At 36.5% G+C, this 25557-nt stretch carries 17 protein-coding genes; 5 read left to right on the top strand and 12 right to left on the bottom strand.

What is annotated here, in order from left to right; translation table 11 throughout:
* Positions 1–361, top strand: a 361-nt coding sequence (locus A9Y75_RS28600) for a hypothetical protein (protein WP_177176219.1), incomplete at its 5' end; no start/stop codon positions are given.
* A gap of 165 nt (positions 362–526) precedes the next feature.
* Here A9Y75_RS28600 and A9Y75_RS16555 read toward each other — a convergent pair.
* Positions 527–1708, bottom strand: coding sequence for a M20 family metallopeptidase (locus A9Y75_RS16555; RefSeq protein ID WP_071190648.1), 1182 nt, complete (start codon positions 1706–1708; stop codon positions 527–529).
* A 506-nt stretch (positions 1709–2214) separates the two neighbouring features.
* On the opposite strand from A9Y75_RS16555, the gene fba reads away from it, so the two are divergent.
* Positions 2215–3288 (top strand): class II fructose-bisphosphate aldolase, encoded by a 1074-nt coding sequence (fba, locus tag A9Y75_RS16565; RefSeq protein ID WP_071190650.1) that lies wholly within the window; start codon positions 2215–2217, stop codon positions 3286–3288.
* Positions 3289–3589: 301 nt separating this feature from the next.
* Here the strand turns inward: fba and A9Y75_RS16570 are convergent, their stop codons facing one another.
* The 5 genes from A9Y75_RS16570 to A9Y75_RS16590 are packed head-to-tail and all read right to left on the bottom strand — an operon-like array spanning position 3590 to position 13018.
* The gene (locus A9Y75_RS16570) at positions 3590–5959 is read right to left on the bottom strand and encodes a hypothetical protein (protein WP_071190651.1); all 2370 of its coding nucleotides are present in this window, start codon (positions 5957–5959) and stop codon (positions 3590–3592) included.
* Positions 5960–5962: 3 nt separating this feature from the next.
* Positions 5963–7669, bottom strand: a complete 1707-nt coding sequence (locus A9Y75_RS16575; protein ID WP_071190652.1) for a phospholipase D-like domain-containing protein — start codon at positions 7667–7669, stop codon at positions 5963–5965.
* A 17-nt stretch (positions 7670–7686) separates the two neighbouring features.
* Entirely contained in the window at positions 7687–9273 is a 1587-nt protein-coding gene (locus A9Y75_RS16580) for an AAA domain-containing protein (RefSeq protein ID WP_071190653.1), read from the bottom strand.
* Positions 9270–10844, bottom strand: coding sequence for a DUF2357 domain-containing protein (locus A9Y75_RS16585; RefSeq protein WP_071190654.1), 1575 nt, complete (start codon positions 10842–10844; stop codon positions 9270–9272). The genes A9Y75_RS16580 and A9Y75_RS16585 overlap by 4 nt, the downstream gene beginning before the upstream one ends.
* Positions 10841–13018, bottom strand: coding sequence for an AAA family ATPase (locus A9Y75_RS16590; protein WP_071190655.1), 2178 nt, complete (start codon positions 13016–13018; stop codon positions 10841–10843). The genes A9Y75_RS16585 and A9Y75_RS16590 overlap by 4 nt, the downstream gene beginning before the upstream one ends.
* Positions 13019–13424: 406 nt before the next feature.
* On the opposite strand from A9Y75_RS16590, the gene A9Y75_RS16595 reads away from it, so the two are divergent.
* Complete coding sequence (locus A9Y75_RS16595) at positions 13425–13925, top strand: bifunctional DNA primase/polymerase (RefSeq protein WP_269086312.1); 501 nt, start codon at positions 13425–13427, stop codon at positions 13923–13925.
* Positions 13926–14062: 137 nt separating this feature from the next.
* Here the strand turns inward: A9Y75_RS16595 and A9Y75_RS16600 are convergent, their stop codons facing one another.
* From A9Y75_RS16600 to A9Y75_RS16620, 5 genes are all read right to left on the bottom strand, one after another.
* The gene (locus tag A9Y75_RS16600) at positions 14063–14875 is read right to left on the bottom strand and encodes a carbon-nitrogen hydrolase family protein (protein WP_071190656.1); all 813 of its coding nucleotides are present in this window, start codon (positions 14873–14875) and stop codon (positions 14063–14065) included.
* A gap of 379 nt (positions 14876–15254) precedes the next feature.
* Entirely contained in the window at positions 15255–15908 is a 654-nt protein-coding gene (locus A9Y75_RS16605; RefSeq protein WP_071190657.1) for an HAD family hydrolase, read from the bottom strand.
* Positions 15909–16264: 356 nt separating this feature from the next.
* On the bottom strand, positions 16265–17458 hold the full coding sequence (locus A9Y75_RS16610) for an NAD(P)/FAD-dependent oxidoreductase (RefSeq protein ID WP_071190658.1): 1194 nt from the start codon (positions 17456–17458) through the stop codon (positions 16265–16267).
* A gap of 41 nt (positions 17459–17499) precedes the next feature.
* Entirely contained in the window at positions 17500–18072 is a 573-nt protein-coding gene (locus A9Y75_RS16615; protein WP_071190659.1) for a GNAT family N-acetyltransferase, read from the bottom strand.
* A 213-nt stretch (positions 18073–18285) separates the two neighbouring features.
* Positions 18286–19917 (bottom strand): DUF655 domain-containing protein, encoded by a 1632-nt coding sequence (locus tag A9Y75_RS16620; RefSeq protein ID WP_071190660.1) that lies wholly within the window; start codon positions 19915–19917, stop codon positions 18286–18288.
* Between the two features lie 312 nt (positions 19918–20229).
* On the opposite strand from A9Y75_RS16620, the gene A9Y75_RS16625 reads away from it, so the two are divergent.
* Both A9Y75_RS16625 and A9Y75_RS16630 read left to right on the top strand, forming a co-directional pair.
* The gene (locus A9Y75_RS16625) at positions 20230–21396 is read left to right on the top strand and encodes a cysteine desulfurase family protein (RefSeq protein ID WP_071190661.1); all 1167 of its coding nucleotides are present in this window, start codon (positions 20230–20232) and stop codon (positions 21394–21396) included.
* Positions 21397–21530: 134 nt separating this feature from the next.
* Positions 21531–22265, top strand: a complete 735-nt coding sequence (locus A9Y75_RS16630; RefSeq protein ID WP_071190662.1) for a DUF1995 family protein — start codon at positions 21531–21533, stop codon at positions 22263–22265.
* 243 nt (positions 22266–22508) lie between these two features.
* Here A9Y75_RS16630 and A9Y75_RS16635 read toward each other — a convergent pair whose 3' ends face one another.
* Complete coding sequence (locus A9Y75_RS16635) at positions 22509–25364, bottom strand: zinc-dependent metalloprotease (RefSeq protein ID WP_071190663.1); 2856 nt, start codon at positions 25362–25364, stop codon at positions 22509–22511.
* Between the last annotated feature and the right edge of the window lie 193 nt (positions 25365–25557).

Below are 25557 nucleotides of genomic sequence, written 5' to 3' on the forward strand. Positions count from 1 at the left end.
AGGGAACAGGGAACAGGGAACAGGGAACAGGGAACAGGGAACAGGGAACAGGGAACAGGGAACAGGGAACAGGGAACAGGGAACAGGGAACAGGGAACAGGGAACAGGGAACAGGGAACAGGGAACAGGGAACAGGGAACAGGGAACAGGGAACAGGGAACAGGGAACAGGGAACAGGGAACAGGGAACAGGGAACAGGGAACAGGGAACAGGGAACAGGGAACAGGGAACAGGGAACAGGGAACAGGGAACAGGGAACAGGGAACAGGGAACAGGGAACAGGGAACAGGGAACAGGGAACAGGGAACAGGGAACAGGAAGAGAGCTTTGGGCGATTTTACTTTTCTTCACATACCTTTAAATTTTTCTGTTAACCTACTTAGTTGATTTTTAGTTAAACTTGCTCAATTCACATCTTGCACCTTTTCAATAAGAGTTGGTGGGCAATGCCCACCCTAGGAAATAATCAGGTTTTTAGACTTGTATTGTCGCGGCGAAGATAACTGTCCATACTTTTTAGAACTATTTATTTTAGTAGCCAATACTTATAAGCTGCATAAGCCAAAGTCACAACCCCGGTAATAATTGCAGACTCATCAACTTCAAATTGAGGATGATGTAAGGGGTGATTAATAATTCTATCTTTGTAGCCGACACCCAAGCGAAACATTGAACCGGGGGCGTGTTCCAAATAAACAGAAAAATCTTCAGCCCCAAGGGAAGGTTCGGGTAAGACTTGGACGAATTCGCTACTCCAAGCTTCTTCTGCTGATGATTGTAATAATTGTGTCAAGGCATAATCATTTTGGACACTTGGTACACCCTGACGATAATTAACTTGGTATTTTGCGCCGTAAGAATTGCAAAGATTAGAGACAATGCTTTCAATCCAGTTTGGTAGTTGGGCGCGGGTTTCTGGGTGGAGCGATCGCACAGTTCCCAACAATTGTACTTTATCAGCAATTACATTTGGCGCTCTGCCACCATTAATCTGTCCAATACTCAACACTACAGGACGTAAAGGATTTTGAGTGCGGCTAATAGCTTGTTGCAGCGCCGTAATCACTTGGGAAGCAATCCAAATTGCATCAACTGCTTCATGGGGACGCGCACCATGTCCCGATTCACCAATAATTATAATCTCTAAATTATCTGCGGCTGCGGTCAAAGCCCCATAACGGATGCCAATAGAACCAGCAGGAATAGAAGGGAAAACATGAACTCCTAAGATAGCTGAAACATTATCCATCACCCCGTCTTTTACCATCCAGTTTGCCCCTTGGGCAATTTCCTCTGCTGGCTGAAATAAAAACCTGACGTTACCCCCCAACTCTGCTGCCATTTGGGATAGTACCATTGCTGTACCTAACCCTACTGTCGTGTGGACATCGTGTCCACAAGCGTGCATTACACCTTCTATCCGAGAAGCATAGTCCAATCCGCTGCGCTCTTGAATCGGTAAGGCATCCATATCAGTACGAATTGCTAATACCCGATCATTTTGCTTAGTGCCTTGTAGTTCACCAATGACACCAGTTTTGCCCACGCATTCTTGTACGTGTAAGCCACTAGAAGACAAGACACCAGCAACAAAAGCAGATGTTTGATACTCTTGTCCGCTGAGTTCTGGGTGTAAGTGGATATGGCGGCGAATTTCCACTAACCGGGGTGCTAGAGTGGTGGCTAAGTCTTTAATTCGGTTCAGCATTGGATTAATTTTAGTTTACAAGCTTTGTTCTCATCATAAAGAAGTGTTATTGAGCAAAATGATCTAGTCTGACAAGACAACGCAGGAAATTAGAAATTTTTACCGAATAATTACTAATTCGTAATTCGTAATCATGCCTACGGTCCCGCTAGGGATACGTAATTAAAGGTTAAGTAGATCAGCGTCAAAAACCCAACCCAAACTCTGTAAAGAAATATGAAATAGGGTACAACCCTGTTTTCGCCTGTCCCCTGTAAGAAAGCCTCTTGTATACCCAGCGACCAAACTTTCTGAGTTGACGGTAGCGAATATTACAGCATCATATGGAAATGATAGATTATTTTGATATAGTAAGACCGCAAAGTTTTTCAGCATAAACATCCGCTACTAGTTATAATTTCCTATAAGTTGAAAAAAACCTTAAGATTAGCGTAAAAATTACATTAAAATAAATATTACGCTTCTATCAAACTGACTGGCTGATACCCAAATTAGGAGGAATATATATGGCGCTTGTACCACTGCGGTTGCTTTTGGATCACGCGGCTGAAAACGGTTACGGCATTCCAGCTTTTAACGTTAATAACTTAGAACAGATTCAGGCAATTATGAAGGCGGCGGCTGACACAGATAGCCCCGTAATCTTACAAGCTTCTCGCGGCGCTCGTAATTATGCAGGGGAAAACTTCCTGCGCCACCTGATTTTGGCAGCAGTAGAAACCTATCCTCAGATTCCCATTGTCATGCACCAAGATCATGGTAATGCGCCTTCTACCTGCTACTCAGCTATTAAGAACAACTTCACCAGTGTGATGATGGATGGTTCTTTAGAAGCTGACGCTAAAACCCCTGCCAGCTTTGAATATAACGTTAAAGTTACCAGCGAAGTTGTCAACGTTGCTCACTCTTTGGGTGTTAGCGTTGAAGGTGAACTTGGTTGTTTGGGTTCTCTAGAAACTGGTGCTGGTGAAGCTGAAGATGGTCACGGTTTTGAAGGTACACTAGACCATTCTCAACTGTTAACTGACCCTGATGAAGCTGTTAACTTTGTAGAAGCAACTCAAGTAGATGCTTTGGCTGTGGCTATTGGCACAAGTCATGGTGCTTACAAGTTTACCCGTAAGCCTACTGGCGAAATTTTGGCTATCAGCCGCATTGAAGAAATTCACCGTCGTCTACCTAACACCCACTTGGTAATGCACGGTTCTTCTTCTGTACCTGAAGATTTGATTGCACTGATTAACCAATATGGTGGTGCTATTCCTGAAACCTACGGTGTACCTGTAGAAGAAATTCAAAAAGGTATCAAGAGTGGTGTTCGTAAGGTCAATATTGACACCGACAATCGTTTGGCTATTACTGCGGCTGTGCGTGAAGCTTTGGCTTCTAATCCCAAGGAATTTGATCCTCGTCACTTCCTCAAGCCTTCTATTAAATATATGCAGAAGGTTTGTGCTGACCGTTATGAACAGTTTGGTACTGCTGGTAACGCAAGCAAGATTAAGCAAATTTCTTTAGAAGATTTTGCTGCTAAGTATGCTAAAGGTGAATTGGTAATGAGAGCAGCGGCTAAAGTTTAATTTTTTGACTTTTTCTCAGCAATAAATAGGGTGTAGCGATACTATGCCCACATTATGAATAAACCGGGGGCGTTTCAGTTTCCCGGTTTTTTTGTTTTTAGCTGAGGAAATGGCAGCAATAAATTATTTAACTACTTGTGGTTGTTCTTCATTCAATGTCATAATATTCAACCGATATTGCGGGTCAGTGTAATATAGTAAGGAGAAGGTATAGATAAGGTTATCTGCTATGACTACCAACTTACAACCTACATCTTTGAATAATCATCTTTTGTCTATAAATTGATTATAAATAGGTTATTTAACCTTGAAGAAGATTTGCTATTTCCTCTGCTGTGGAAGTACCTTCAATCATTTCTTGGAAATACTGATTTAATGACTTTTTTCTACTAATTGTGTTTAAAATAATTTTATCATGCTGGAAATGTTCAACAACTTGCTTTGCTAAAATAAATTCTCGTGAATTTTTACCACAAAAATCTGAGTTATGAGCGCGAAAAGTTAGAAGATAAATTAGGGATAAAAAAGCATTTTGTTTATATCCGTCAGAGAATGTTCTATATTGTTTTGTCAGTAAATAATTTATTATTTTCATAAAATGTTCTTGATAATTTAGACATGAACTGAAAGAATTAAAATTATAGTACCAAAGCAAAATTCTTCCATATCCCCATAGGTACTGACTTTTTTGTAAACTATATTGAGAATCAAATAAACTGAAATATTTTCCTTGTAATTCTTCATTAATTGCTATTCTAGCTAGACATTGCCAATATTCATTATATAGATTACGATATCTAACTTTATCAGCATTATTTAATTGTAATTGTAATTGAGAAAATAATCTATCTGATAATATATATTCGGAAAATTGATATAGTTTACCTATTAAAATAATCGTATCTACTAACAAATCTTTTTTTTGATTATTTAAAGGTTGATTAGATATGAGTGTGTTATATACAATATCAACTAACCTCGAAAGGTTTCCTTGATTTAAGTTTGCTATTAGTTTATTAACAACTAGCTCATTTGATGAAATATCTATAAACTGTAATAAATCAGGTTGTTGATGTATTTTGGACTTAAAACGCTTAATACTTGTATTTAGAACATGATAATTATTTTTTTGAAAATTTTGACTAGTAATTTTATTTAATCCACTAGCAATTTCAGTTAAATTATTTATCAATTCTTGGAAACCACTACGTCTTTCTAATCGTTGAATTTGATCTAATGATCGTTGCTGACGATTCGCTGTAATTTGTTCAGGTAAAATATGACTATAATATTTCTGAGTGCTATTATCTGTCTGTTGTCTATTAATAAAGCTAGTCTTGATTTTATAATTATCTTTTAAATCCCTAACCTTGAGTTCTGGAAAAGAACCAGGTTGCAAATTAAACTGAATTTTGACAAGGGTTTCATCTGATCCTTGATAGTTCTCGATTTGTATTTTATAATCTTGCGGTACACCATTAATACAGTAATCTTTACCATTAACTCGAATAGGTAAATTAGCATTACTTCTACCTTGTGTAATACGTACAAAATCTTGATTTAAACTAGGAATAGCTCCTATTAATAGTGTAGGTTTACCTTCGTAAGAAATAAAATCTTTTTCATCAGATAATTTAATCCATTCTATTTTATCAAAAATAGCAACAGCAAATTCAATTTCATCCAGATAAATCGCAAATAAAGGAAAATTTAAATTATTTTTTTCTCTCCAAATTTGTGGGAACTGTTGATTATTTTGGTAAAGGATAATAAAATTAGGTAGATGTGTATTAATGTTTTTTGAAAAATTATATTGACTAACTAAGACAAATTGATATTGAGAATATTGATTTGCTATTTTCTGGAGATCAGTAAAATTAATTTGCTCAAAAACAATATTAGAAATATCTGATATTATTAAATTAATTTGCTTATATAAAATCTGATTTTCTCGTTTAATTTCAATAATCAAATCTACAGATTCTTGATTTTCACAAGATTGAATGAGTTGTAAAAAGTTAATTTTTTGCAAATAATTAGATAAATGATAAACTGTTTCTACATTTGTTAATAACGGAGGAAATTGATTTAATAAACTTTGAGATACCGCATAACAAATATTTTTGTATATTGCTTGACAGTCAAAAATATTATCTAATAATATTTTATTCTTAGTATCAAGAATAGGGATTTGATAATAACTATTTTCAGTTTGTGTTAACCTGACAGGAATTAAATTAGAAATACCAAAATTATCTAAATCAAGAAATATCAATGGTTTAGTAATTTGATGTTGATGAATTTCGGTATAATGATTCCAATAATGATAAGCACTGCTATATAAATAACCGTCACCACGTCCTAAAATATTACTGTTACTCAGTGTCATTAAATCTAATGTATCACTGATAACAAACAAGTGTTTTTGTTCTCCCGTAGTTAATTCATTTCCTACAGATAAATAATTTAATGCTGAGGAATTAATAGTTAGTTTTGATGAACGATTGTTATTAATAATTGGTGCTGATAAATAACGATTTTCACTATATTTATCTAATAATGCTTTGTATTTTTCTCTGGAGTCAGGAATTGATTGTTCTGGTGAATTTTGAAATATGCGAGTATATTGACAAGCATCAATATAGGATTCTAAATTGAATAATGTAGTCATAGTTTATGAATCTAGTAATGGTAGTTGACGAATTATCTGATTTATTTCTTTTGCGTCGGTGGTTTTATACATTAAATCATGTGTCCGTGAAAAATTAGAATTGAAATTAAAATTAATTCCTCCAATATATGCTACTTGATTTCCTAAAATAGTTATTTTAGCATGGAGATTATTAATTTTATAAATATTCAAGTTTTGGTTTTTAACTGACATACTTGAATCTATAAAAATCTGTGTGTCTAACCGACGTAGACAAGTTGCTATTTCTGCTGATGGTTGAAAACTGCGACTGTAAATTTTTACCTCTCCTTTAAAGTTTGTTAGTTCTTTAATTAAATCTCTTTCATATTGTGATGATGTCAAAAAATCAGGATAATATATATATTGATTTTGATGATTATGCAAGAGAGAACGCAAACGAAAACCATCATTATTTATATCTGGTATTACCTCATCGCTACTGCGTTTTTGCCAAAATTGCTGAAATAAATTAATTAGGTTTTGATGCTGAGAATTATTCCTAAAAACTATCCCCGCTTCTTTATTAATATCTAAACTTCCGCGAGTAAGATTACAAGAACCTAAATAAGAATATTGTTCAGAAATATAGGTTTTTAAATGAAAAGCCCCGCTACGAATGGGAATATCTGCATTGAGTAACATTCTTAAACAAGTTTTTTTCCGTTCATCTGAAATCTTATATTGTTCGGGGATAGAAATATTATCTGATATTTGTTCATCAATACGATCTAAAACTTCGTTTCTCAAGTCTGTTAATATCCAAACTCCTTGAGGTAGTTGCAATGATTTTTCACAAATTAGTGTTGTTAGTTCTTCATCTTCAATAATATAACTAGAAATTAGTAAAAATTGACGAGCATCGTTAATGATTTTATGGAAAATATTCCGATTTTGACGATTACGAATAAACAACCCACTTTGAGGAGTTGAATTAGAGTTAGGTTGTAACTGTTCAGGTAACTTAATTTGTTCATATCTATATCTTGATTGATATTCCTCTACTAATGATTGCACTGATATTGATAAATTTGATGTGTTAGTTTCCTGTAAGCGTAAAAATGTAATTGCTGTTCTTAATTCTAAGGGTAATTCTTGAATAGAAATAAAAGCCGTAATTTTTTGATGATTAATACAAATTTGTTGAGAATTACTAGATTGTAAAATAAATTCTATTTTGTTAATTGCTGGTAAATTCTGCCAATAATCACTAATATTATTCCATATTGTTTGGATAAATTCCTGATCTAAATCAGGATAAATAGGTTGTTTTATGGTAATGATATAATTTCCTGGTTGTTGAGAAATAGCGCCAGGGAAACTGGGAATTTGTGGATCATCTGCTGTTAGTTGAATATTACCTTTTTCAGAAATAAATTGATAAGCATATTTGTTAATAGTTTGGTTGTTTAATTGAGACTCAATAGGGTGTAATAATTTCAGGGAATGTATTTGATAAAGTTCATTATCGTTAGCAATATTTCTTGCTTGTTTGCACAAGTTAATTAATACTGATTCTGGGATAAAATCTAACCCAAAAGATTGACGTAATAGTTGGGGTGTACGTCTGCGATGTTGTGTAGCTACTGCTTGCACTTCCTGCATTAAATCATTTACAGATATAGCTATTTCTTCTGTACCACTCAATAGGAAACGTTGAAATTTTCCTGATATTTGAATTTCGATTTTCATAATTTATATTTGATATTTTATATTAAAACTAGACGTTCCTTATATAATCCTGGTTGATTCAATAATGATTGAATTGGAGATTTATAGGTTTTCCATAAATCATAATCACCGAATAAAAATAAATAGTCTTTTCCTCTTGTGAGTGCTGTATTAATATTTTCTATTGTCATATTTTCAGGAGTTACTGCACAATTAACAATAATTATCTCTTTTTCATTTCCATACCATTCTTCGATTGTACCAATAAATGTTTTATTATTTTCTATGGTTAAGTTGTTTTTTAGATAATTTCGATTTTCTAGGGAAAAAGTAATTATGCCAATTTTCTGGATAATTTCTGAATTTAAATTTTGAAGACTTTGAATAAAGTTAATAATTTGTTGCTCTACATTTCCATGATGTACATCGTGCCAAACTAATCTTTGTGTAGTTTGAGGAAGAGGATCATTAATGTTCCAATATCGCGTTTGTACCCAATCTTTAGAAATACATGGATAAACAATTTCAGCTATTTCTAAATGGATTCTAAATTGTTCCTTTAGCTGATAAACATAAGTTGGTAGCAAATGCTGCTTTAACCACTGGAAACATTGAGGAAAGCGGGTAAAGAATGAGTTTATATTGCGATTTTTCCGATAATATGTAGGGATTTCTTCACCCAATAAAACTAATTTTTGGCATAATCCTGATAATATAATTAATTCTATCCAGTTGAGAGAATGTGCTTCATCCACAATAATTAAATCAAAATTGGATTCCCAAAAATAACAATTTTCTGTTTGCATAAATTCCGCAACAGTTGCCAAAATTGGAATTTGGGAACTTTCCATCATCTGATTAGCAATTTCTGCCAATGCTTTTTCTGATAGATGATTATATATCTGACTTAATTTCAATTGCTGTTCTAGTAATGATTCTAATTGTTTCAGACGATAAGCTAATAGTTGAAGACGTGATTGTGATAAGTGAGGAAATTCGGATTTTAATAGTTCTATTAATTGTTGATGTAAATTATTTTGAATAATTGGCAACCATTTTTCTAGTTTTGCAGATGTTCGCAGTCTTGCTAATTCTACATCTGGTAACAGATGTAATGGCAAATAATCCATCTGCGGTTGTGCGAAATTTTGAGAACGCAATTGATTAATTATCCATTGCTGATAATTTTGTGTTTGAGATAATAAAAAGGGATAAGTTGTTAGGTTATAATAAGCTGTTAAGGACGCAGTGTGATGAGTTAAAATTAGAACTCGATGAGAATGGTTGATAGCTGCATGAGCAAGATTATTTGCAATACGAGTTTTTCCTGTTGCTGCTGTTCCAGAAATTAAAGCAATGGGACTATTTGAAAGTGCCATTTCTAATGCTACTTGTTGATTTCCACTGAGGGAAATATGCGGTATAATTGAGGGAAAGTTTAAATGCGATCGCTCATTAAAATAAACTGCACCATTACACACAGTTTCTATAATTAATTGCGTAGGTAATGATGGAGAATCTTGAATTTGTAATAACTTCTCAGATTGTGCTTGAGTTGTTTCTGAAAGTTCCCTAGATTGATAAATTAATTGTTGTAATTCTCTCCAAAACTCTTGTTGATTCATACTGTTAACTCCATAGATGCTTGAATTACTTTGGCAATAAAATTAACTATTTGATCAAATCCTTGTAATGTAATTGGGTTAGGTAATGGAACTAACCATAATTTTCTATCACAAAAATGCTCTATCTTCACTTTAGTTAACACTTGACTGGGAAGAAATTGTAAATAAAATAATAATCCTAGTTTGACATTTTTGGTATTTATTATATCTTGTACATATTCCTGCATTTGCATAATTATTTCATCACTAGGACGATACCAAAATACCCAAATCGGAAATACTAACTTTTTAGTTTCTAATTCCATCGAATCTAATTGATGAATTTCTAAATCCAATACCAAATCACTTTTGATATCATCAATTTGCTTTTTCACACTAAATACATAAACTTGTTTTTCTAAAAAGACCTTAACTGTAATATTTTCTCCCCTCTCCAGATAACGTCCTTTATCGGGAATTAAACTACCAATAATGGCTAAATTAGCATCTACATCTATTCCTTCAAATTTGAGCAATGCTGCTGCTAAATAAATATAAACAGTGTCCGCTAATAATACACTCCTGAAACTCCATACCCTTTGTTTTTCATTCTTTCGTCGCAGATATTCCAAATAAGCTTGATAGAAACTCCTGTATATAGGATTTTGCTGCAATACATAATTAGGTTTAGTAAATTGATAGCTTCTATCTTGAATAGTTTTCACTATTGGTTGTTGTTTAAATAAATCAATTACTAATCTAATTTTTCTAATTTCTGATTGAAATTGACTTGCTCCACTTTTCTTATATTGAAAACAATTTAAACCTAAAATCTGACCTAGAAACTTATTTTCAGGTGTATTAAAATCTTGATAGCGTTTAATCCCCATTAGCTGTTGTTTTGAACCCGCTTTTTCTACAGCAGTTAACCCAGGTCTACGGACATAATCACGCAAACAATAACTATCCATTTCTTGAATTCTACCAACAGGCATTAATTCCGCTTGTCTTCTCAGTTGGTGACGCAATCTATCACTGATTGCTTCTAGTTTTCGGTGCAGTTGATATTTTCTATCTAAGCTAATTACAATGGGTAAATTAGCATCTTCAAGATTAATTATAGCTAACTTTTCAGATAAATCAATTAGTAATATTTGAGCTTTCGCTGATTTTTTATCTGTCAATATTTCAGTAAACATTCCAATAAATAAACGGATTAATTCAGCCGTTGTTTTATCTACCAAAGATTTACCTAATTTATTTTCCCATGCTTCTATTTCTGATTCTTCTTTGATAGTTTCTACATCTAATACTTCATCACTAATATTTACAGTACAAGATTGTCCAGAAATATCTAAATTTAACTTAGATACTAAATTAGGCTGATCATGTTGTAAATCTGTAGGTTGTAAATAAGGAAAACCTACTTCATACACTCTATCATCAATAGGAATTAACCAAGGTATTGCTGATAAAACTTCCTCTGATTCTAAAACAATAACTGGACGTTGACTAGCTTTGAGTAAGTTATCATCATCGGAACTCATAGGTGAGTTATTCAAATAAGCAAACAAACTAGGGTAAATCTTCATGATACTTGCTCATCCTCATAAACTAAACCTTGCCAGCTAAATTGTCCATAACGTCCTTTTCGTGCTTTCTTAAAAGCTGTAATTAATGGTTTATCATCAATTTCTAAAATAATTTTCTCCAGTTCGTCTAATTCTTTTGATGCTTCATCAACCATCACACCCCGCAGTTTTGGTAATAATTTTTGTCCAAATTGATCAGCAATGGCAAATTTAAAATCAGATGAATTAATATTCTCAACTCCTGGATAATTAACCACATATTGAGTAATAGCTTGATAAACACGATGGGCAAAAGGATGACCCAATTTTTCCATCACTTCATTAGTATAATTCAAGATATCTTTAACTTTTTTAACTAACTCAGAATTAGGATCTGGGATTTTAACCCATTTTTGAAAATGACTGTAAGGCAAATATTCTGAACGTTGATTTCTACTATTTCCATTTTGGTTTTCCTGACGTAATTTCAAATTTTGTGGTTTACCAAAAGTTAACACATTTGCCCGATCTAAAACCTTATCTGATAAAGTTTGTGTAGTTTCATCTTCATTCATTGTTCCCACAAACAAAAACTCATTGGGAATCTTTAACCGACGTTCATTTTCGCTTATCCTTAAACTACCAACATCAATTTCTAAATAAGTTGCATGATTACGACGACTTTCTAATTTAGATAAAAACTCACTGAAATAATATTCTACTCTAGCTAAATTCATTTCATCGAGCAACACAATCACAATTCTATCTTGCATTTTTGGATCATGATTATATTGATATAATCCCCGCATTAAATCAGTCGGTTTAAACTTCTTCTCCACATAGTTATAAAAACCCTGTAAATCTTGTGGAGAATCCCAACGAGGTTGTACAGCTAAAGTTAATAATTGCGCTCCAATGTAATTTGCATATCTTTGTGGTAGTTCACTTTTACCTGTGCCACTAATTCCTGCTAAAATTGCCAAAGCTGATATATCTTGTACTTTTAAAGATGTATGAAAAGCGTTAATTACTCGTGTTGAAAAAGTTAATCCTTGAGATTGAATATTACTAATAAAATCTCTAATAAATTCTGTTTCTTCTAGTTGTAATTGGATGACAGGTAAATACTGCCAAAGATTTTCTCTAAGAGATTGTAAAGCTAGTTTAGCACTATTTTCTATTTCTGTAATTTCTCCTTTAAGTCTTTTAATTATTTCTTCAAGTTCCTGTTTTTCTACTTGTAAATGAGCAATATTCTCTTCCAGTGCTGATTTGATACCCTGTAAATGCTGGATTTCCCTGTCTAACTGTCTTAATTCTGATTCATGATCTCTGATGGTAATTTTTAAGTTATGTAATATCCGACGCAGTTCTTCAACTTTATGATAGTCATTTTGGCTTTCTTGAATTGCTTGTAAAACGCGTTGTTTTTCAGCTTCTAATCTTTCTATTTCTGGCTTTAGCTGATTGACTCTTGTTTCAAAATTTTCTTTTTCTCCTAAAAGACCATCATAAGTAACACGCAATAATTCTACTTCTGTTGCCCGCTGTTCTAATTGTTGAGCTTGATTTTGCAGTTTTTCAAATCCTATATTAAGATTATCCAAACTTATTTGTTTAGCTGCTAATTCTGATTCAACATTCTGGAGAGTTACTTTTTGTGACTCCAAAGATTTAACTTGAGAATTTAAGGCATTAATTTGACCTTCTAACCCACTTTTATCAATTTTAAATTTTTCAATTTGTTGTTGCAGCTTTTCTAGTTCAGACAAATCTGGCTTTTTCTGATTAATTACAGCAATGCGGTTTTCTAATTCCTGTTCTTGCTGTTTCAGAGCAGTTAAATTTTGATTAATTTGTTTTAATGCTGCTAGTTTTTCCTGATATTGTCCTTTAACTGGTGCTAGTGCTGCTTGCTCTTTTTGTAAATCTTCTACTCTTGGTTGGAGAATTGCTACTTGTTGATTTAACTTTGTTAATTCCTCTTGTGTAGCTACTAATTTCTTGAGTTTATCTAATTCATTTACTGTATCATGCTGTCTCTTATCCTGTAATTTCCCTGAAACAGCAGCACCTATAACTGCTCCTGTAGTGCTTCCTAGCAAACCTACGCTGACTTGTCCTGTCAAAGAACCAGTTATACCAACACCAAACGTAAAAGCACCAACTATCATCCAGTCTGAGAACTGCGCCATTTCGACCCCCTTAACAATTTTTATACTAACTTACTTTTATTAAATCACACCATGTACAAGTAGTCATCTTACTGTCAATGTGCTGTTACTTACACCGTTTTTTAGAAAGCTGATTGCAAAGTGATTAAAGATTTCCAAATACAAAAATATCCCATAGCTTTTAGGGTAGGAGAGCAGGGGAAAAAAAATCGTTTTGATCCTGTGAAAATGAATCATTTATTTGTTGGATTTCTCTTAGCAGCTTGAGGAGGTAGTGGTAAAAAGTTCCAGTTTGTAGCGTTGTGGAGTGAATTGTCTGCTAACGCAGACCTCATTGAAAAACAAATAGGTAATAAAAGCTTGATTAAAAAAACCACCAATCCAAAAGCTGATTGATACCCTCAAACTACTCCCTCCACACTGGCCTATCATTCCCACTCAAGGAAAAAGACCATTAGGGTATCAATGGGAACAACATCCCTGGTCTCCTCAAACATTGCTGAATGAACTACAGCAATATGAAAAAGTACCAGTTAGAAACCGACATCACGGGTTTTACAAAGTCACCCCCACCGGTATAGGTGTCCTTTGCGGTCAAAACTCCCAAGAATTTTTAATCGCCATAGACTGTGATGGATACAGCGCCCAGGCAGCAATTATCGCTCATCAACCACTACCCACCACAGTTGCATTTACATCAGGACGACCAGGACGGGCGCAATATTTACTGAAATTGCCAGATATCAATCATCCTCAACTCAAATCCCGCAAAATCACCACCGCCCCTGGTGAAGTTTTAGAATTTAGAGGTACTAAACTACCATCAATACTTCCCCCCAGTGTTCATCCACAAACAGGTTATTATCGTTGGCTGAGTGGTTGTCGTCCTGACCAAATCGAAATAGCGATCGCACATATGAAGATATAGCACTTCCCAGTGTCATGAGGTACAAGAACCCCACCCCAACCCCCTAAGAGCAAGCGATGAGGGGCTATGACGTACCTTATAACAAAGGAATCCGCTGTATAGATCCCCGATTTGTTATAAGTCAGGGATCTGAGTTTCTAAAACACGCGATGCTGTAAAGATGGCATTTGCCGACGCACTTGTTCTAATCTAGTGGGTTTGATTTCTGCGATCGCTACTCCTGGTTTATCTCCTGCATCTGCTAAAATTACACCCCAAGGGTCGATAATCATGGCGTGTCCGTGGGTTTGACGACGGGCGTAGTTAGTACCAGTTTGGGCTGGTGCAATGACATAACAAGTATTTTCAATCGCTCTAGCTTGTAGTAATACTTGCCAATGGTCTTTACCTGTAAAAGCAGTGAAAGCCGCAGGAATAAAGACAACATCGGCTCCCTTGTCTGCTAGATGTCGATATAGTTCCGGGAAGCGGACATCATAGCAAATAGAAAGTCCTAAATTACCCAATTCGTCGGAGAAATAGACTGGGGGCAAGGCTTTACCAGCCATAACTGTACTAGATTCTTGGTAAGTGTTGCCGTCAGGGACATTGACATCAAATAAATGTGCTTTGTGGTAACGGGCGAGTTCTTCACCGTTGGGATTGATTAGTAAAGCCGTGTTGTAGACTTTACTTGTGCCGTCTACAGGGACGGGAAAGCCGCCGCCAAGGATGGTAATTTGGTAGCGTTGTGCCATCGTTTTCAGAAATTTTGCTGATTCAAATGCGATCGCTTCCCCTTGTGTGAATTTGTCTTTTTCTTCTCCCATGAAGGAGAAATTTTCTGGTAAACCCACCAATTCCGCACCCTGACGCACAGCCAGATCAATCAATTCTTCTGCCTGTGTCAAGTTTTTCTGTAGATCAGGCACACTGGTCATTTGAATAGCGGCGGCTAAATAAGACTTCATAGATTCAAAAACAAACAGTGAATTTGTACGGGATAGATTTTTAAATATATCTTTATTGGTAGATGCTAGTACCGCAGGGCTAAATTAAAAATAAAAATAAAAACTTAAAAAAGCTTGTTTTATTTGCTCTTCGGCTATTTTTTAGATTTTAGATGGAGTTTCGCAGCAGTTTACTAGTGAGAATTGCGTCATTGGCGGTTTTTTGGCAATTCTCTCCCCTAATCTTCTTCTGGGTAAAAAAGTTGAGGGGATCAAGAATAAGGGACTTGCAAATAAAAAAATACCCAATCGCTTTTAGGGCAGGGTGCAGGGTGCAGGGAGAGGAAAAGTCGTTTTGATTCGGTAAAATTGGATAATTTATTGTTTGGAGTTCCCTAATTTAATAATTTTGCTCGCGGTTAATCCAAATCCCCCTGATTCCAGCAGCTTTAGCACCGTAATAATCATCTGTAATACTGTCACCAATATGCCATGCTTCGTCTGGGGAACAGTTATGGGTTTGCAGGGCTAGTTTAAAAATTTGCGGATCTGGTTTAGCTGCACGCACTTGAGTAGAAATGGTGATGGATTTAAAATAATCTCTGAGTCCCAAGCTTTGTAAAACTGAGTACAGCCGAGAATCGAAATTAGACAATACACCCAATTCTACTCCTAACCGTCGCCAGTTCACCAAAGCTAGGGGAACATCTGGATAAACAAACCAAGGTTCAGCAGTGCCAAAGTGGATATAGAGTTCACTAAAGAAAGCGGAAAAGTCAGAAAATTCTTTGAGAACGCCTGCACCTGCAAAGGTATTGAGGGCTATGATTCGCCACCAATCAAATTCCCGTTGAGCAATATCTTTAATATCTGCATCAAGAAATACTGGTGGTGGTGCAGCTTTAAAGCTTTTAAAAAATTCTATATTCAGGATTTCGGGGGAAACCACAACGCCAAATTCTTGAGCGATTTGACTATAAACTATGCCTACGCTGCCTTTGATACCAAAGAGTGTACCTACAGCATCTACAAAAATAACTTTCGGTTTTTTCATAATAAATAATAATAATACCTAATGCTAATTACTTATAAATCAATAGGGTTCAATTAGGACTGATATAGGAATTATCAACGATATCTGATATCATTTCCGTCTAATCACTTATCAAAAAAAATCTCCGCGTCCCCGCGTCTCCCTCTCTCCGCGTCAGTCTAAATGATAAGTATTCAACCGGACAGGATATGATAGCTTGCGTGGCGTAGCCATAAAATTTTAAGTCTCCTAGGGTGGGAAATACCAACCGGTCAATGATTTAGGTGGGCATTGCCCACCCTACGGTTGAATGTATTTACCAATTCTTTTCTTTTCCTACACCCCACACCCAGCCTCAACAGAAGATCGAAAGCGATTTACCGAGAAAGGGTTTCGATAATCGGACGCAGTAGCCAGTTAAAGCCTACTTTGAGTTGATGATCTAAAGTTGGAAGCCTATACAAATAAGCTAGACGACGGGCGAGGTATGCTAAAGAACCATCTAGTTTGATACCTAAACCTGTGAGGGTGGCGTTGTCTATTCCCAAGGCCATGATTTCGCCTAATTGTTGATAGCGGAAGGGAAGTAGGGGACGATTGGTTAAAGAAGCCCAGATGTTCCATGCTGTATAATCAGCTTGTTGAAAGGCGACTTGGGCTGTGGCGGGTACTTGCTTTCCTTCTGCGTCAAGACAATCTGCTAAGTCTCCTAATGCAAAAATTTCTGGATGTTCAAGTACTTGCAGTTGAGGTGTTGTGGTGATTTGGCCGCGCGGGTTTTGCTTGAGGGGTAGGGTTTTGATCACCGGGGCGATTCTTGTTCCTACTGTCCAAATTACCAAATCTACGGGAATTTCGTCTATTTGATCTTTATACTCTAGGGAGATGGTATCTTCTGCAATTGATACTACTTTGGTTTCTAAGTCAATAAACACGCCTTTGGTTTCTAGGGCTTTTTTGGCGGCTTGGCGGTTAAACTCTGGGGAAGTTCGTAAAATTTGATCGCTGATTTCAATGAGGCGGAAGCGTCCTTTTTCGCCAATTCTATCTGCGAGTTTACAGGCTAATTCTACGCCACTGTAACCAGCACCAACGATGGCGACGCGAATTTTTTCAGTATTTGATTCTTCTAAAATTCGCAATCTTTCTTCTAAACGATAAACGTCAGTGATGCTACGGAAGGGATAGGCGTATTCTGTCGCGCCTGGTACTAAATCTAGGGGTGTTTCGCCACCTAAAGCTAATACTAGCCGGTCGTAGGAAATTCCTGGACTATCTTGTAACTGTACCCGTTGCTTGTCTATGTCAATTCCTGAGACAACTGCTTGATGAAAACGCACTCCTGTACCTTGTAATAGTTCTTGGTAGGGAGGAGCAATTTCCCAGGTTTGGAGTTCGTCGGTGAGGAGTTCGTAGAGTAGGGGAGAGAAGATAAAGCGATCGCTCTGATCTACTAATATAATTTCAGGTTTGGAACTAGATTCCCAAGGTAATTGGCTTAAACGGAGGGCGGTGTAGAGGCCACCAAAGCCTCCACCTAGGATACAAATTCTTGTAGTTGGTTGAGTCATGGTTTTTTATAAGAAAGCTAAATCCCAGCCAGGCATTTATTTTAGTGTAATGATTTATTGCGGTCTATTGCCATTAGCCAGCAATCCTGATGTTTTCCCTCGTGCAGTTCATAGGAGGGTAACAGCTTAATTTTCACAAACCCTGATTTTTCATAGCAGCGGATAGCGCGGGGATTTTTTACACTTGGATCAATTACTATTCTAACAGCTTGTAGTTCTGTAAAAATGAACTCTACGGCTGATGAAAGCACTTGTGTACCAATTCCTAGATTCCAATATTGAGTTTCGCCGATAAATAAGTCAATTCCATAGACATTATCTGTATTTTCTAAACAATACATTTGTCTAATTTCTTCTGGTATTTGATTGAGGCAATAATATTGTAAATAACCAATATCCTGATTTTTATAGGAGAAGATACAGGGAATTACAGGTTCTTCTCCCTGAGTTCTCGGTTGATAGGTGGCAATAACTTTTTCTAGGTAATGAGGATCATCTCGTCCTCCATAATATTTTAATACTTGCTCATCTGTCCGCCATTTTTCCATTAACTCATAATCATAAAGATTATCTTGCATAGGACGAAGTTTAATTTCGTTTTGAATAATTAGCATATTCAAGATTTCTATAGAAAAAACGGTCTACATAAATTATAAACCGTCTAATAATTTTTGTAGGTTGGCGTAGGCAGTCGCAACCCCATAAAAGTCCGTAAATGTTGGGTTTCCTTCCGTCAACCCAACCTACAAAAATTAATTGCCAAGGGAAAATGCCCATTTGACAATATTTTTATTGGCATCTGATGTAAAAAATACAGATTATTCACATTACCAAGTTACACGTTCTTGCCATTTTTCTAAGGTTTTCACACTAATTCCTGGGACTTTTTCTACATCTTGTAAGGATGTAAATTTTTGCTGTTGACGAGCAATAATTATCCTTTCGGCTAATTTCTTACCTACACCTGGGAGAGTTTCTAATTCTTCCTGGGTTGCTGTGTTGAGATTGATTGTTGTAGTTTCTAACTTTTCCAAAGATGTAGGAGTTTTAATTTGGGGACATTTTTTGACTTCTGCATCAATTTTAGCTTGAATTCTTGGCGGTAAACCTGGTTTGATATTTGTATAAAGTCGATTAAATTCACGTTGATAATGAGCCGCTACTGTAGGATTTTCAATGACTAGTAAAGTTTCATCATTACCATGATTAGCTGCTTCTGACCAATTATGTGAACCTGTAATTACGGTTTGGTTATCAACGACAGCAAATTTATGATGTAAAACATCTCCTTTGGCTAATGTGGGAACTCCAACTGTAGAAATAGGATTTTTCCAAAGACGGTTATCAATTTCATATTTACAGTTATCACTGACAGCAATTCCCATCATATCTAAAGCTTCACTATAGAAACGATAGGCAAATTGTGGTTCAATTAAAGCCCGAATTTGTACATTTTGATGATGACGATTTTCTAAAATATTGGCTAATTGTTGATCTGAAAATACAAATAATGCCATATCTATAGATTGAGTGGCTGTATCCAAGGTTTTACCAATTAACCCATTGCTAGTATTACTCCAAATCTGAGTTGCTGAAGTCGGTGAAAAATGTACGGTAATTTTATTATTAGCTAAAGTGATTTGTTTGGGTAAACGCAGCGGCTTTTTCACACCAAATATACTATCTGGTTTTCCTCCTGCTCCATCACCCCACATGATGTTAAACTCTTCTGTAAATAAAGTCGCTAATTCGGGACTATCTATTCTTAATAAGTTGTTGGCGTTTCCTAAACTGCTGGGATTTGTAAAATCACCGAAAGTATCGCTTAAGGTAAAATTAGCAGAAGTAATAATCACAAAGCGATTATCTACGATTACAAATTTATGGTGCATTAAACTGCTACCTTTGGAACCATCGGCGGTATCATCTATCCAGGGTATTTTGGCATTTTGGATAATGGCTAAAGCATCTCGTTGACTAATTTCTTCAGGTGTGATTTGATTGTCTTGGTTGATATCAACAAATTTACGAAATTCTTGATGTCGGTCTTGTTGTCTTTTTGCTAATTTCTGGATTTCTGCTGGTGTGAAATTACTCAAAGGACGAGAATAGTTATTCTCTAAAATTATTCTCACTTTTACCCCAGATTTATGTTTAGCAGCTAGGGCTTGAGCAATTTTGGGTAAACGCAATTCTTGTATTGCTACGTCTACAGTAGATGTGGCTTGGGAAATAACATCAACAATCTGTGTTTCTAAGTCATCTCCTAAGCGGGTTTGTTGACGGTAAGCTTCCTGATATTCTGAAGATTGGGAATGATTAAAGTAAACTTGAATTAATGGATCTTGGGGTAATGGCGCTAAACGCTGATTTGAAGACTGGACTTTTTGACAACCAAAAAGAGTGAAGATTAATAAAAAAATATAAGATAAATATCTTTGATGAGGGAAAATAGACACGGTAATCTGATAAAAGTGAATTAAGGGTTAACGTTTTTATTATTCCCCAAAAGGTGTATGTCGAATTATATAGAAAACCCACTGCGTCAAAATGGAATAGATCCGCATTGAGGACTAACTCAGTAATACGGAGATGGGAAAATTATTCTTTGATATACTGCAAACGGCTTAAAACTTGACCCCTCTCCAAACCTCTCCCCGTCCACGGGGAGAGGCTTAGAACCTAGTTTTTTAGTCAAGAGAAAGTAAAATTCTTAACCGTTTTGAGTATAAATAAATAGGCGAACATGGTATAACTCAATTATTGATTTTATGCAAATATATTTAGATTACAGTGCAACTACTCCTACTCGTCCAGAAGCGATCGCCATCATGCAAGCAGTTCTCTCCCAAGAATGGGGTAATCCTTCCAGTTTACATGAATGGGGCAACCGTTCAGCCTTGGTTCTGGAACAGGCGAGAATGCAAGTTGCAGGATTAATTAACGCCATTCCTGAATCAATTATCTTTACTTCTGGGGGAACGGAAGCAGATAATTTAGCCATTATGGGGATAGCGCGATGTTACAGTGTCCCCCAACATATGATTATTTCTAGTGTGGAACATTCTGCGATCGCTGAACCGACAAGAATGTTAGAAAGTTGGGGTTGGGATGTAACCCGGTTGGGTGTTGATCATCAAGGTAGAGTCAATCCCCTAGATTTAAAAGCAGCTTTGCGTCATAACACGGTTTTAGTCTCCGTGATTTACGGACAAAGTGAAGTCGGGACAGTACAACCGATTGCAGAATTGGGTAAAATTGCTAAAATACATGGTGCTTTATTTCACACAGATGCAGTCCAAGTTGCTGGACGTTTACCTATAGATGTGCAGACTTTACCTGTAGATTTACTAAGTCTATCTAGTCATAAACTATATGGTGCTTTGGGTGCTGGGGCGTTGTATGTGCGTCCCGGTGTGGATTTAATGCCTTTGGTGGGGGGAGGTGGACAAGAAAGAGGAATGCGTTCGGGTACACAAGCAACACCTGCTATTGCGAGTTTTGGGGTAGCTGCGGAATTAGCAGCGCAAGAATTGGTGGGGGAAAGGTTAAGATTGATCGGATTGCGCGATCGCTTATTTTCTCTTTTAGCAGATGTTCCCGGTTTAGTTCCTACGGGTGATTTAATTCACCGTCTTCCTCATCATCTCAGTTTTTATTTAAAATACGCCGACGGGGAAAAAATCAGCGGGAAAACATTGGTACGTCAGCTAAACTTGGCGGGAATTGGTATTAGTGCCGGTGCTGCTTGTCATAGTGGTAAATTAAGCCCTAGTCCGATTTTATTAGCAATGGGTTATTCTGAAAAAGCGGCTTTGTCAGGAATTCGGTTGACATTGGGAAAACAGACTACAGCAGCTGATATTGATTGGACAGCGATGGTGTTGAAACAAGTTTTGCAGAGATTGATGCCGGATTTATCTTTAGTAAAATATTAAATCTAATAGACATCGACCTTTCTTTAAATATGCGTGACCTAAAACCATTGTAGAGACGTTCCATGGAACGTCTCTACAATATTTACCACCAGATGTCTAATATTGATCAAGAGACTTTATCGAATATCTAAATTATGCCAGAACTACCCAAAACTTTAGAAGATGCGATCGCCCAATCCCGTGAAGCTGTAAAATCTGCTTTAGCTGATGGCATGACTCGCATTCAAGTTGATTTTCTGTTTCCCGAACTCAAATTTATGCCAGTTGCAGCACAATTTCTGCCTGTGTTGGCTGAATATGAATCCCGTCTGAAAGTCTTTTTTGCTGATGCGGGTGCAGCTGCTTTAGCCCGTCGAGATTGGCAAGATGTACCATTTAAAATTGAAGATATTGGTACAGGTAGGGCTGCTTCTTTACAAACCAAAATTCAGCCAGAAGATGAAATTTTCCTCTTTATCGCCCCAACTTCCGTAGAAGTACCGCAAATAGAAAAGCTATGTGAAGTAATTGGTACACGCCCTTTCATCATGTTAAACCCTCGTCTCGAAGATTCGGGTGTCGTCGGTATTGGTTACGCTGCTAGGGAAACCCGTCGCCGTTTCATCAGCACCATTGAATCTTGCTATTACCTTCGCCCTGTTGATGAAGAAAGCGCCGTTTTGCGTAGCTATCCTGGACAGTGGGAAGTATGGTTAGAAATTGAAGGCGAATATCAAAAAATCGCCGAACTACCAAAAAGACCGGCAGGTGATGAGTTAGATATGATTCTCATGAAGGGACAACCGATAAACTCCACAGATGGAACACCTGCAAAAAAACCCAGTGTGTTTAAGAGTTTGCAACGGTTTATCAAAGCTTTGAGTAATTAAGGGTCGGAAAATGTAGAGATGTTTCCTGAAAAGTCTCTACAATATAGGGACTTCCAAATAAAAAAATCCCCAATCTGTAGGGTGGGTTAGCGCAGCGTAACCCACCATTATCCCCTAAATTTATGGTGGGTTACGGACTACCGTCCTAACTCACCCTACGATTTTTGGGTAATTTATTTTTTGGTGTTCCCATAGCAATCCTATTTGAGTTGAAAAAGCCCTAATTACGAATTACGAATTATTCTAATTCCCTTGTAATGGTGCGTTTAAGGTTTTCTCAATGCGATCGCGCGTTTCTAATAGAAAAGCTTTGGTATATTCATCTTCAGAATTAACTCTTCTGAGTTTGCTATTCAATTGTTGGAGTTTATACCAAGCTAAAGTCCGAGCATCTTCTGGTACACCTTCTTTCCGCAACACCATAGCCATCAACAGATTCAGGTATTCCCGTTGTAAACCTCGCCGCAAACTAGAAATTTTTAATTTACCTTTGGGTTGTAAAACTTCCGTCCAAATTCCATTTTGCAAAGTATCGAATAACTCAGGTAAAGTCAATGATTGCCCAGCTTTACTTTTCAATTCAATATCCTTGAGACGAGAAAGGCGATCGCCTGAAAGTAAATCCCCCAACACAGCACTCTGAACAAACAACACCAAATTATGAATTGGATAATCTAAACGTCCCGTTTTCGGATTACTACCCCAATGTCGCCATCGAGAAGGTGCTAATTTATTCAGCAATTCTGGAGAAAAATTCAGCGCATCTTCAGCAAACACATATTTTTGTAATGTTCCTAATGCCTGCCTTTGTTGTTCTACTGGAACTGCTACAAAAGGCAATTTGCCCTTTCCTTGATTGGGATGAACTCGATAAAAAGACTGTCCACCAATGTATTTACTAGTATAGAATAACTGCTGTAAATAATTACCTAATACAGTTTCAAAGCGATCGCTTAAATCACTATAACTTTCTCCCGCTATTGGATAACCCTGATTTAAACGTTGCCACATCAGACGGGAATTATCCAACTGCCATTGAGAATAAACCAGCACATTGCCGCTATTATCCCAAGCCCCCGAAGTCGGATCAATATCAGATGTATCCTCATCAGGAGAATAACTCAACTCTGGTTTTACTGATTGTTCAGCAATTTTATCTAAAAATGGTTTTTCCGCAATAGGAGTTTTCGCGTCAGAGGGACTGTAGCCATACTGAATTGCCCAGTCATCATAAGTTCCCACCATACTGGGAAAATAATCTCCCTGCTGCGTACCTTGGGGGGCAATATTGGGGGGAATATAATCCATTACCGATGATGTCAAGCCTTTGCTACGGCTAATTTCTACATTATTCATCTCCTCTGGTGCTAAGAGGGTACTACCACGAAAATTGTGCCGTAAACCTAAAGTATGACCAACTTCATGAGCAATAATTAAACGTAAATATTGATGAATATAATCTTGCACCTGCTCTTTGGTCGGAGTAATATTTGGCAATAGTGACATCGCCAGCGAACCATAAGCAAATTGGTTAGCAGATTCTATTCCGTAGCATAAATCATACTCTCCTGCTAGTTTGGATAAATTACCTAATAATCCTTTAGCAGTTTTATCACCTTTGTTACAAAGCAGACGATTTTGAATCAATGCTGATAAGGAAGTACGAGTTTGTGTTTGGTTAGGTAAAACAATTTGACGATAATCCTTTTTTAATACCCTGACAAAACTAGCATCTACGAGAATATCTGCATCTAAAATTTCTCCAGTTAAAGGATTACTACGAGATGGCCCCATCGCAAAATATCCATCTACAGTATTAATCCAGCGGATTGTATTGTAACGAACGTCCGCTGCATCCCATGTGGCATTATCTGGCATTTGTCGGACTTCGATTGCATCTTTAAATCCCGCTTTTAAAAAGGCTTGATTCCACATCAAGACACCTTCTTTAATTGCACTCCGGTACTCCAAAGGTACAGCATTATCAATCCAGAAAACTATCGGTTTTTTGGGTGGAGAAATTTCTGCTTTGGGATCTTGTTTTTCTAAATTCCAGCGATTAATGTAACGCACAAAAGGATCATTACGATCATCTGTGGATAAATCTTGATAAGCGGTGAGGAAATAACCCACTCTATCGTCTGCTAACCGGGGTTGATAATTATTTTTAGGTAGTTCGGAAAGGCTGTAATGAACTCGCAGAGTAAAGCCCCGATTATCAGGTAGCACATTAAAATTTTGGTTTTGATTATTGCTACTTTTACCACTGCTAGAAAAATTGAAAACCGATTCAATTTCTACATTTCCTGGAAAAACTTTAGCATTGCCAAAATAGTTTTGGTCAGGACTAGCAGCCAATTCTAAACCCGCAGATAATCCAGCTAAATCTGTCAGCAGCAATTCACCTAAATCAATGAGAACGGTTTTGCGTTCTGGATTAATACTTTTAATTGGGATAGTATAGAGAATAGAGTCACTAAAAGACCGGGCCAGCGATCGCGCTTGGGGGTCTCCTTCACGGGTACGAAAATTAACATTACGAACTACAAATTGTAAGTTATTATCTACTCGTTGGAAATAAAATAAAAAATCTTGCAATGGCATACCACTGTAAATACCTCTTTCACCAATCCCCGATTCTAAGGTGGCTGTAGCTAAGAAGTTTTTCTGTAGTTGCTCTGGTTTAATCTCTAAATATATTTTATTTTTCTCTTTTTGGCGATAAAGAGTAAACATCCCTTCTAGTTTTTCAGCATCTTTGACTACTTGATTAAATTGCTCTAATTCGTCCGGTTTCGCGGGTTTAGTGGTAGGAGTAGGCTTTTTTGTGGGCTGATTAGGAGTTTTAGCAATTTGTAAAAATGGTTGCTGTCTGGCTTTATGTAGATCTTGCACTACCCACATAAAAGGTTGTTTTTGTACTTGTTTATTTTGATTAATTACCCATATTTTTGATGTTGGTAATGTGTTCTCAGCCACCTTTACCCCTGCTTCAGTTCCCAGTTTAAGTCGATTGATTGGTAGTGACTTAGCACCAGCAGTTCCCATTCCTAAAAACAAACTATGTAACAAAACGATATAAAAGGTTAATTTGTTCATTCTTTGCCACCCTAAGAAGTCAGTATTCCGGGTTAACTTGCTATTGTCCCAAAACTAAGCCTAGATTTCACTTAGCCAATAGTTTAATTTCCGAATACTGGTTATACATCAATTTAATATACACTCAAAAACACAACAGAAAATAAATAAAAACCCTAATACTCATATACAATAATATTTAAATAAGCACCTA

This window comes from Trichormus sp. NMC-1, from assembly GCF_001858025.1.
Classification (GTDB): Bacteria; Cyanobacteriota; Cyanobacteriia; order Cyanobacteriales; family Nostocaceae; genus Anabaena.

Coding starts and splice junctions, on each gene's coding strand:
- A9Y75_RS16555 (WP_071190648.1), bottom strand. CDS start 1,708: ATGCTGAACCGAATTAAAGACTTAGCCACCACTCTAGCACCCCGGTTA.
- fba (WP_071190650.1), top strand. CDS start 2,215: ATGGCGCTTGTACCACTGCGGTTGCTTTTGGATCACGCGGCTGAAAAC.
- A9Y75_RS16570 (WP_071190651.1), bottom strand. CDS start 5,959: ATGACTACATTATTCAATTTAGAATCCTATATTGATGCTTGTCAATAT.
- A9Y75_RS16575 (WP_071190652.1), bottom strand. CDS start 7,669: ATGAAAATCGAAATTCAAATATCAGGAAAATTTCAACGTTTCCTATTG.
- A9Y75_RS16580 (WP_071190653.1), bottom strand. CDS start 9,273: ATGAATCAACAAGAGTTTTGGAGAGAATTACAACAATTAATTTATCAA.
- A9Y75_RS16585 (WP_071190654.1), bottom strand. CDS start 10,844: ATGAAGATTTACCCTAGTTTGTTTGCTTATTTGAATAACTCACCTATG.
- A9Y75_RS16590 (WP_071190655.1), bottom strand. CDS start 13,018: ATGGCGCAGTTCTCAGACTGGATGATAGTTGGTGCTTTTACGTTTGGT.
- A9Y75_RS16600 (WP_071190656.1), bottom strand. CDS start 14,875: ATGAAGTCTTATTTAGCCGCCGCTATTCAAATGACCAGTGTGCCTGAT.
- A9Y75_RS16605 (WP_071190657.1), bottom strand. CDS start 15,908: ATGAAAAAACCGAAAGTTATTTTTGTAGATGCTGTAGGTACACTCTTT.
- A9Y75_RS16610 (WP_071190658.1), bottom strand. CDS start 17,458: ATGACTCAACCAACTACAAGAATTTGTATCCTAGGTGGAGGCTTTGGT.
- A9Y75_RS16615 (WP_071190659.1), bottom strand. CDS start 18,072: ATGCTAATTATTCAAAACGAAATTAAACTTCGTCCTATGCAAGATAAT.
- A9Y75_RS16625 (WP_071190661.1), top strand. CDS start 20,230: ATGCAAATATATTTAGATTACAGTGCAACTACTCCTACTCGTCCAGAA.
- A9Y75_RS16630 (WP_071190662.1), top strand. CDS start 21,531: ATGCCAGAACTACCCAAAACTTTAGAAGATGCGATCGCCCAATCCCGT.
- A9Y75_RS16635 (WP_071190663.1), bottom strand. CDS start 25,364: ATGAACAAATTAACCTTTTATATCGTTTTGTTACATAGTTTGTTTTTA.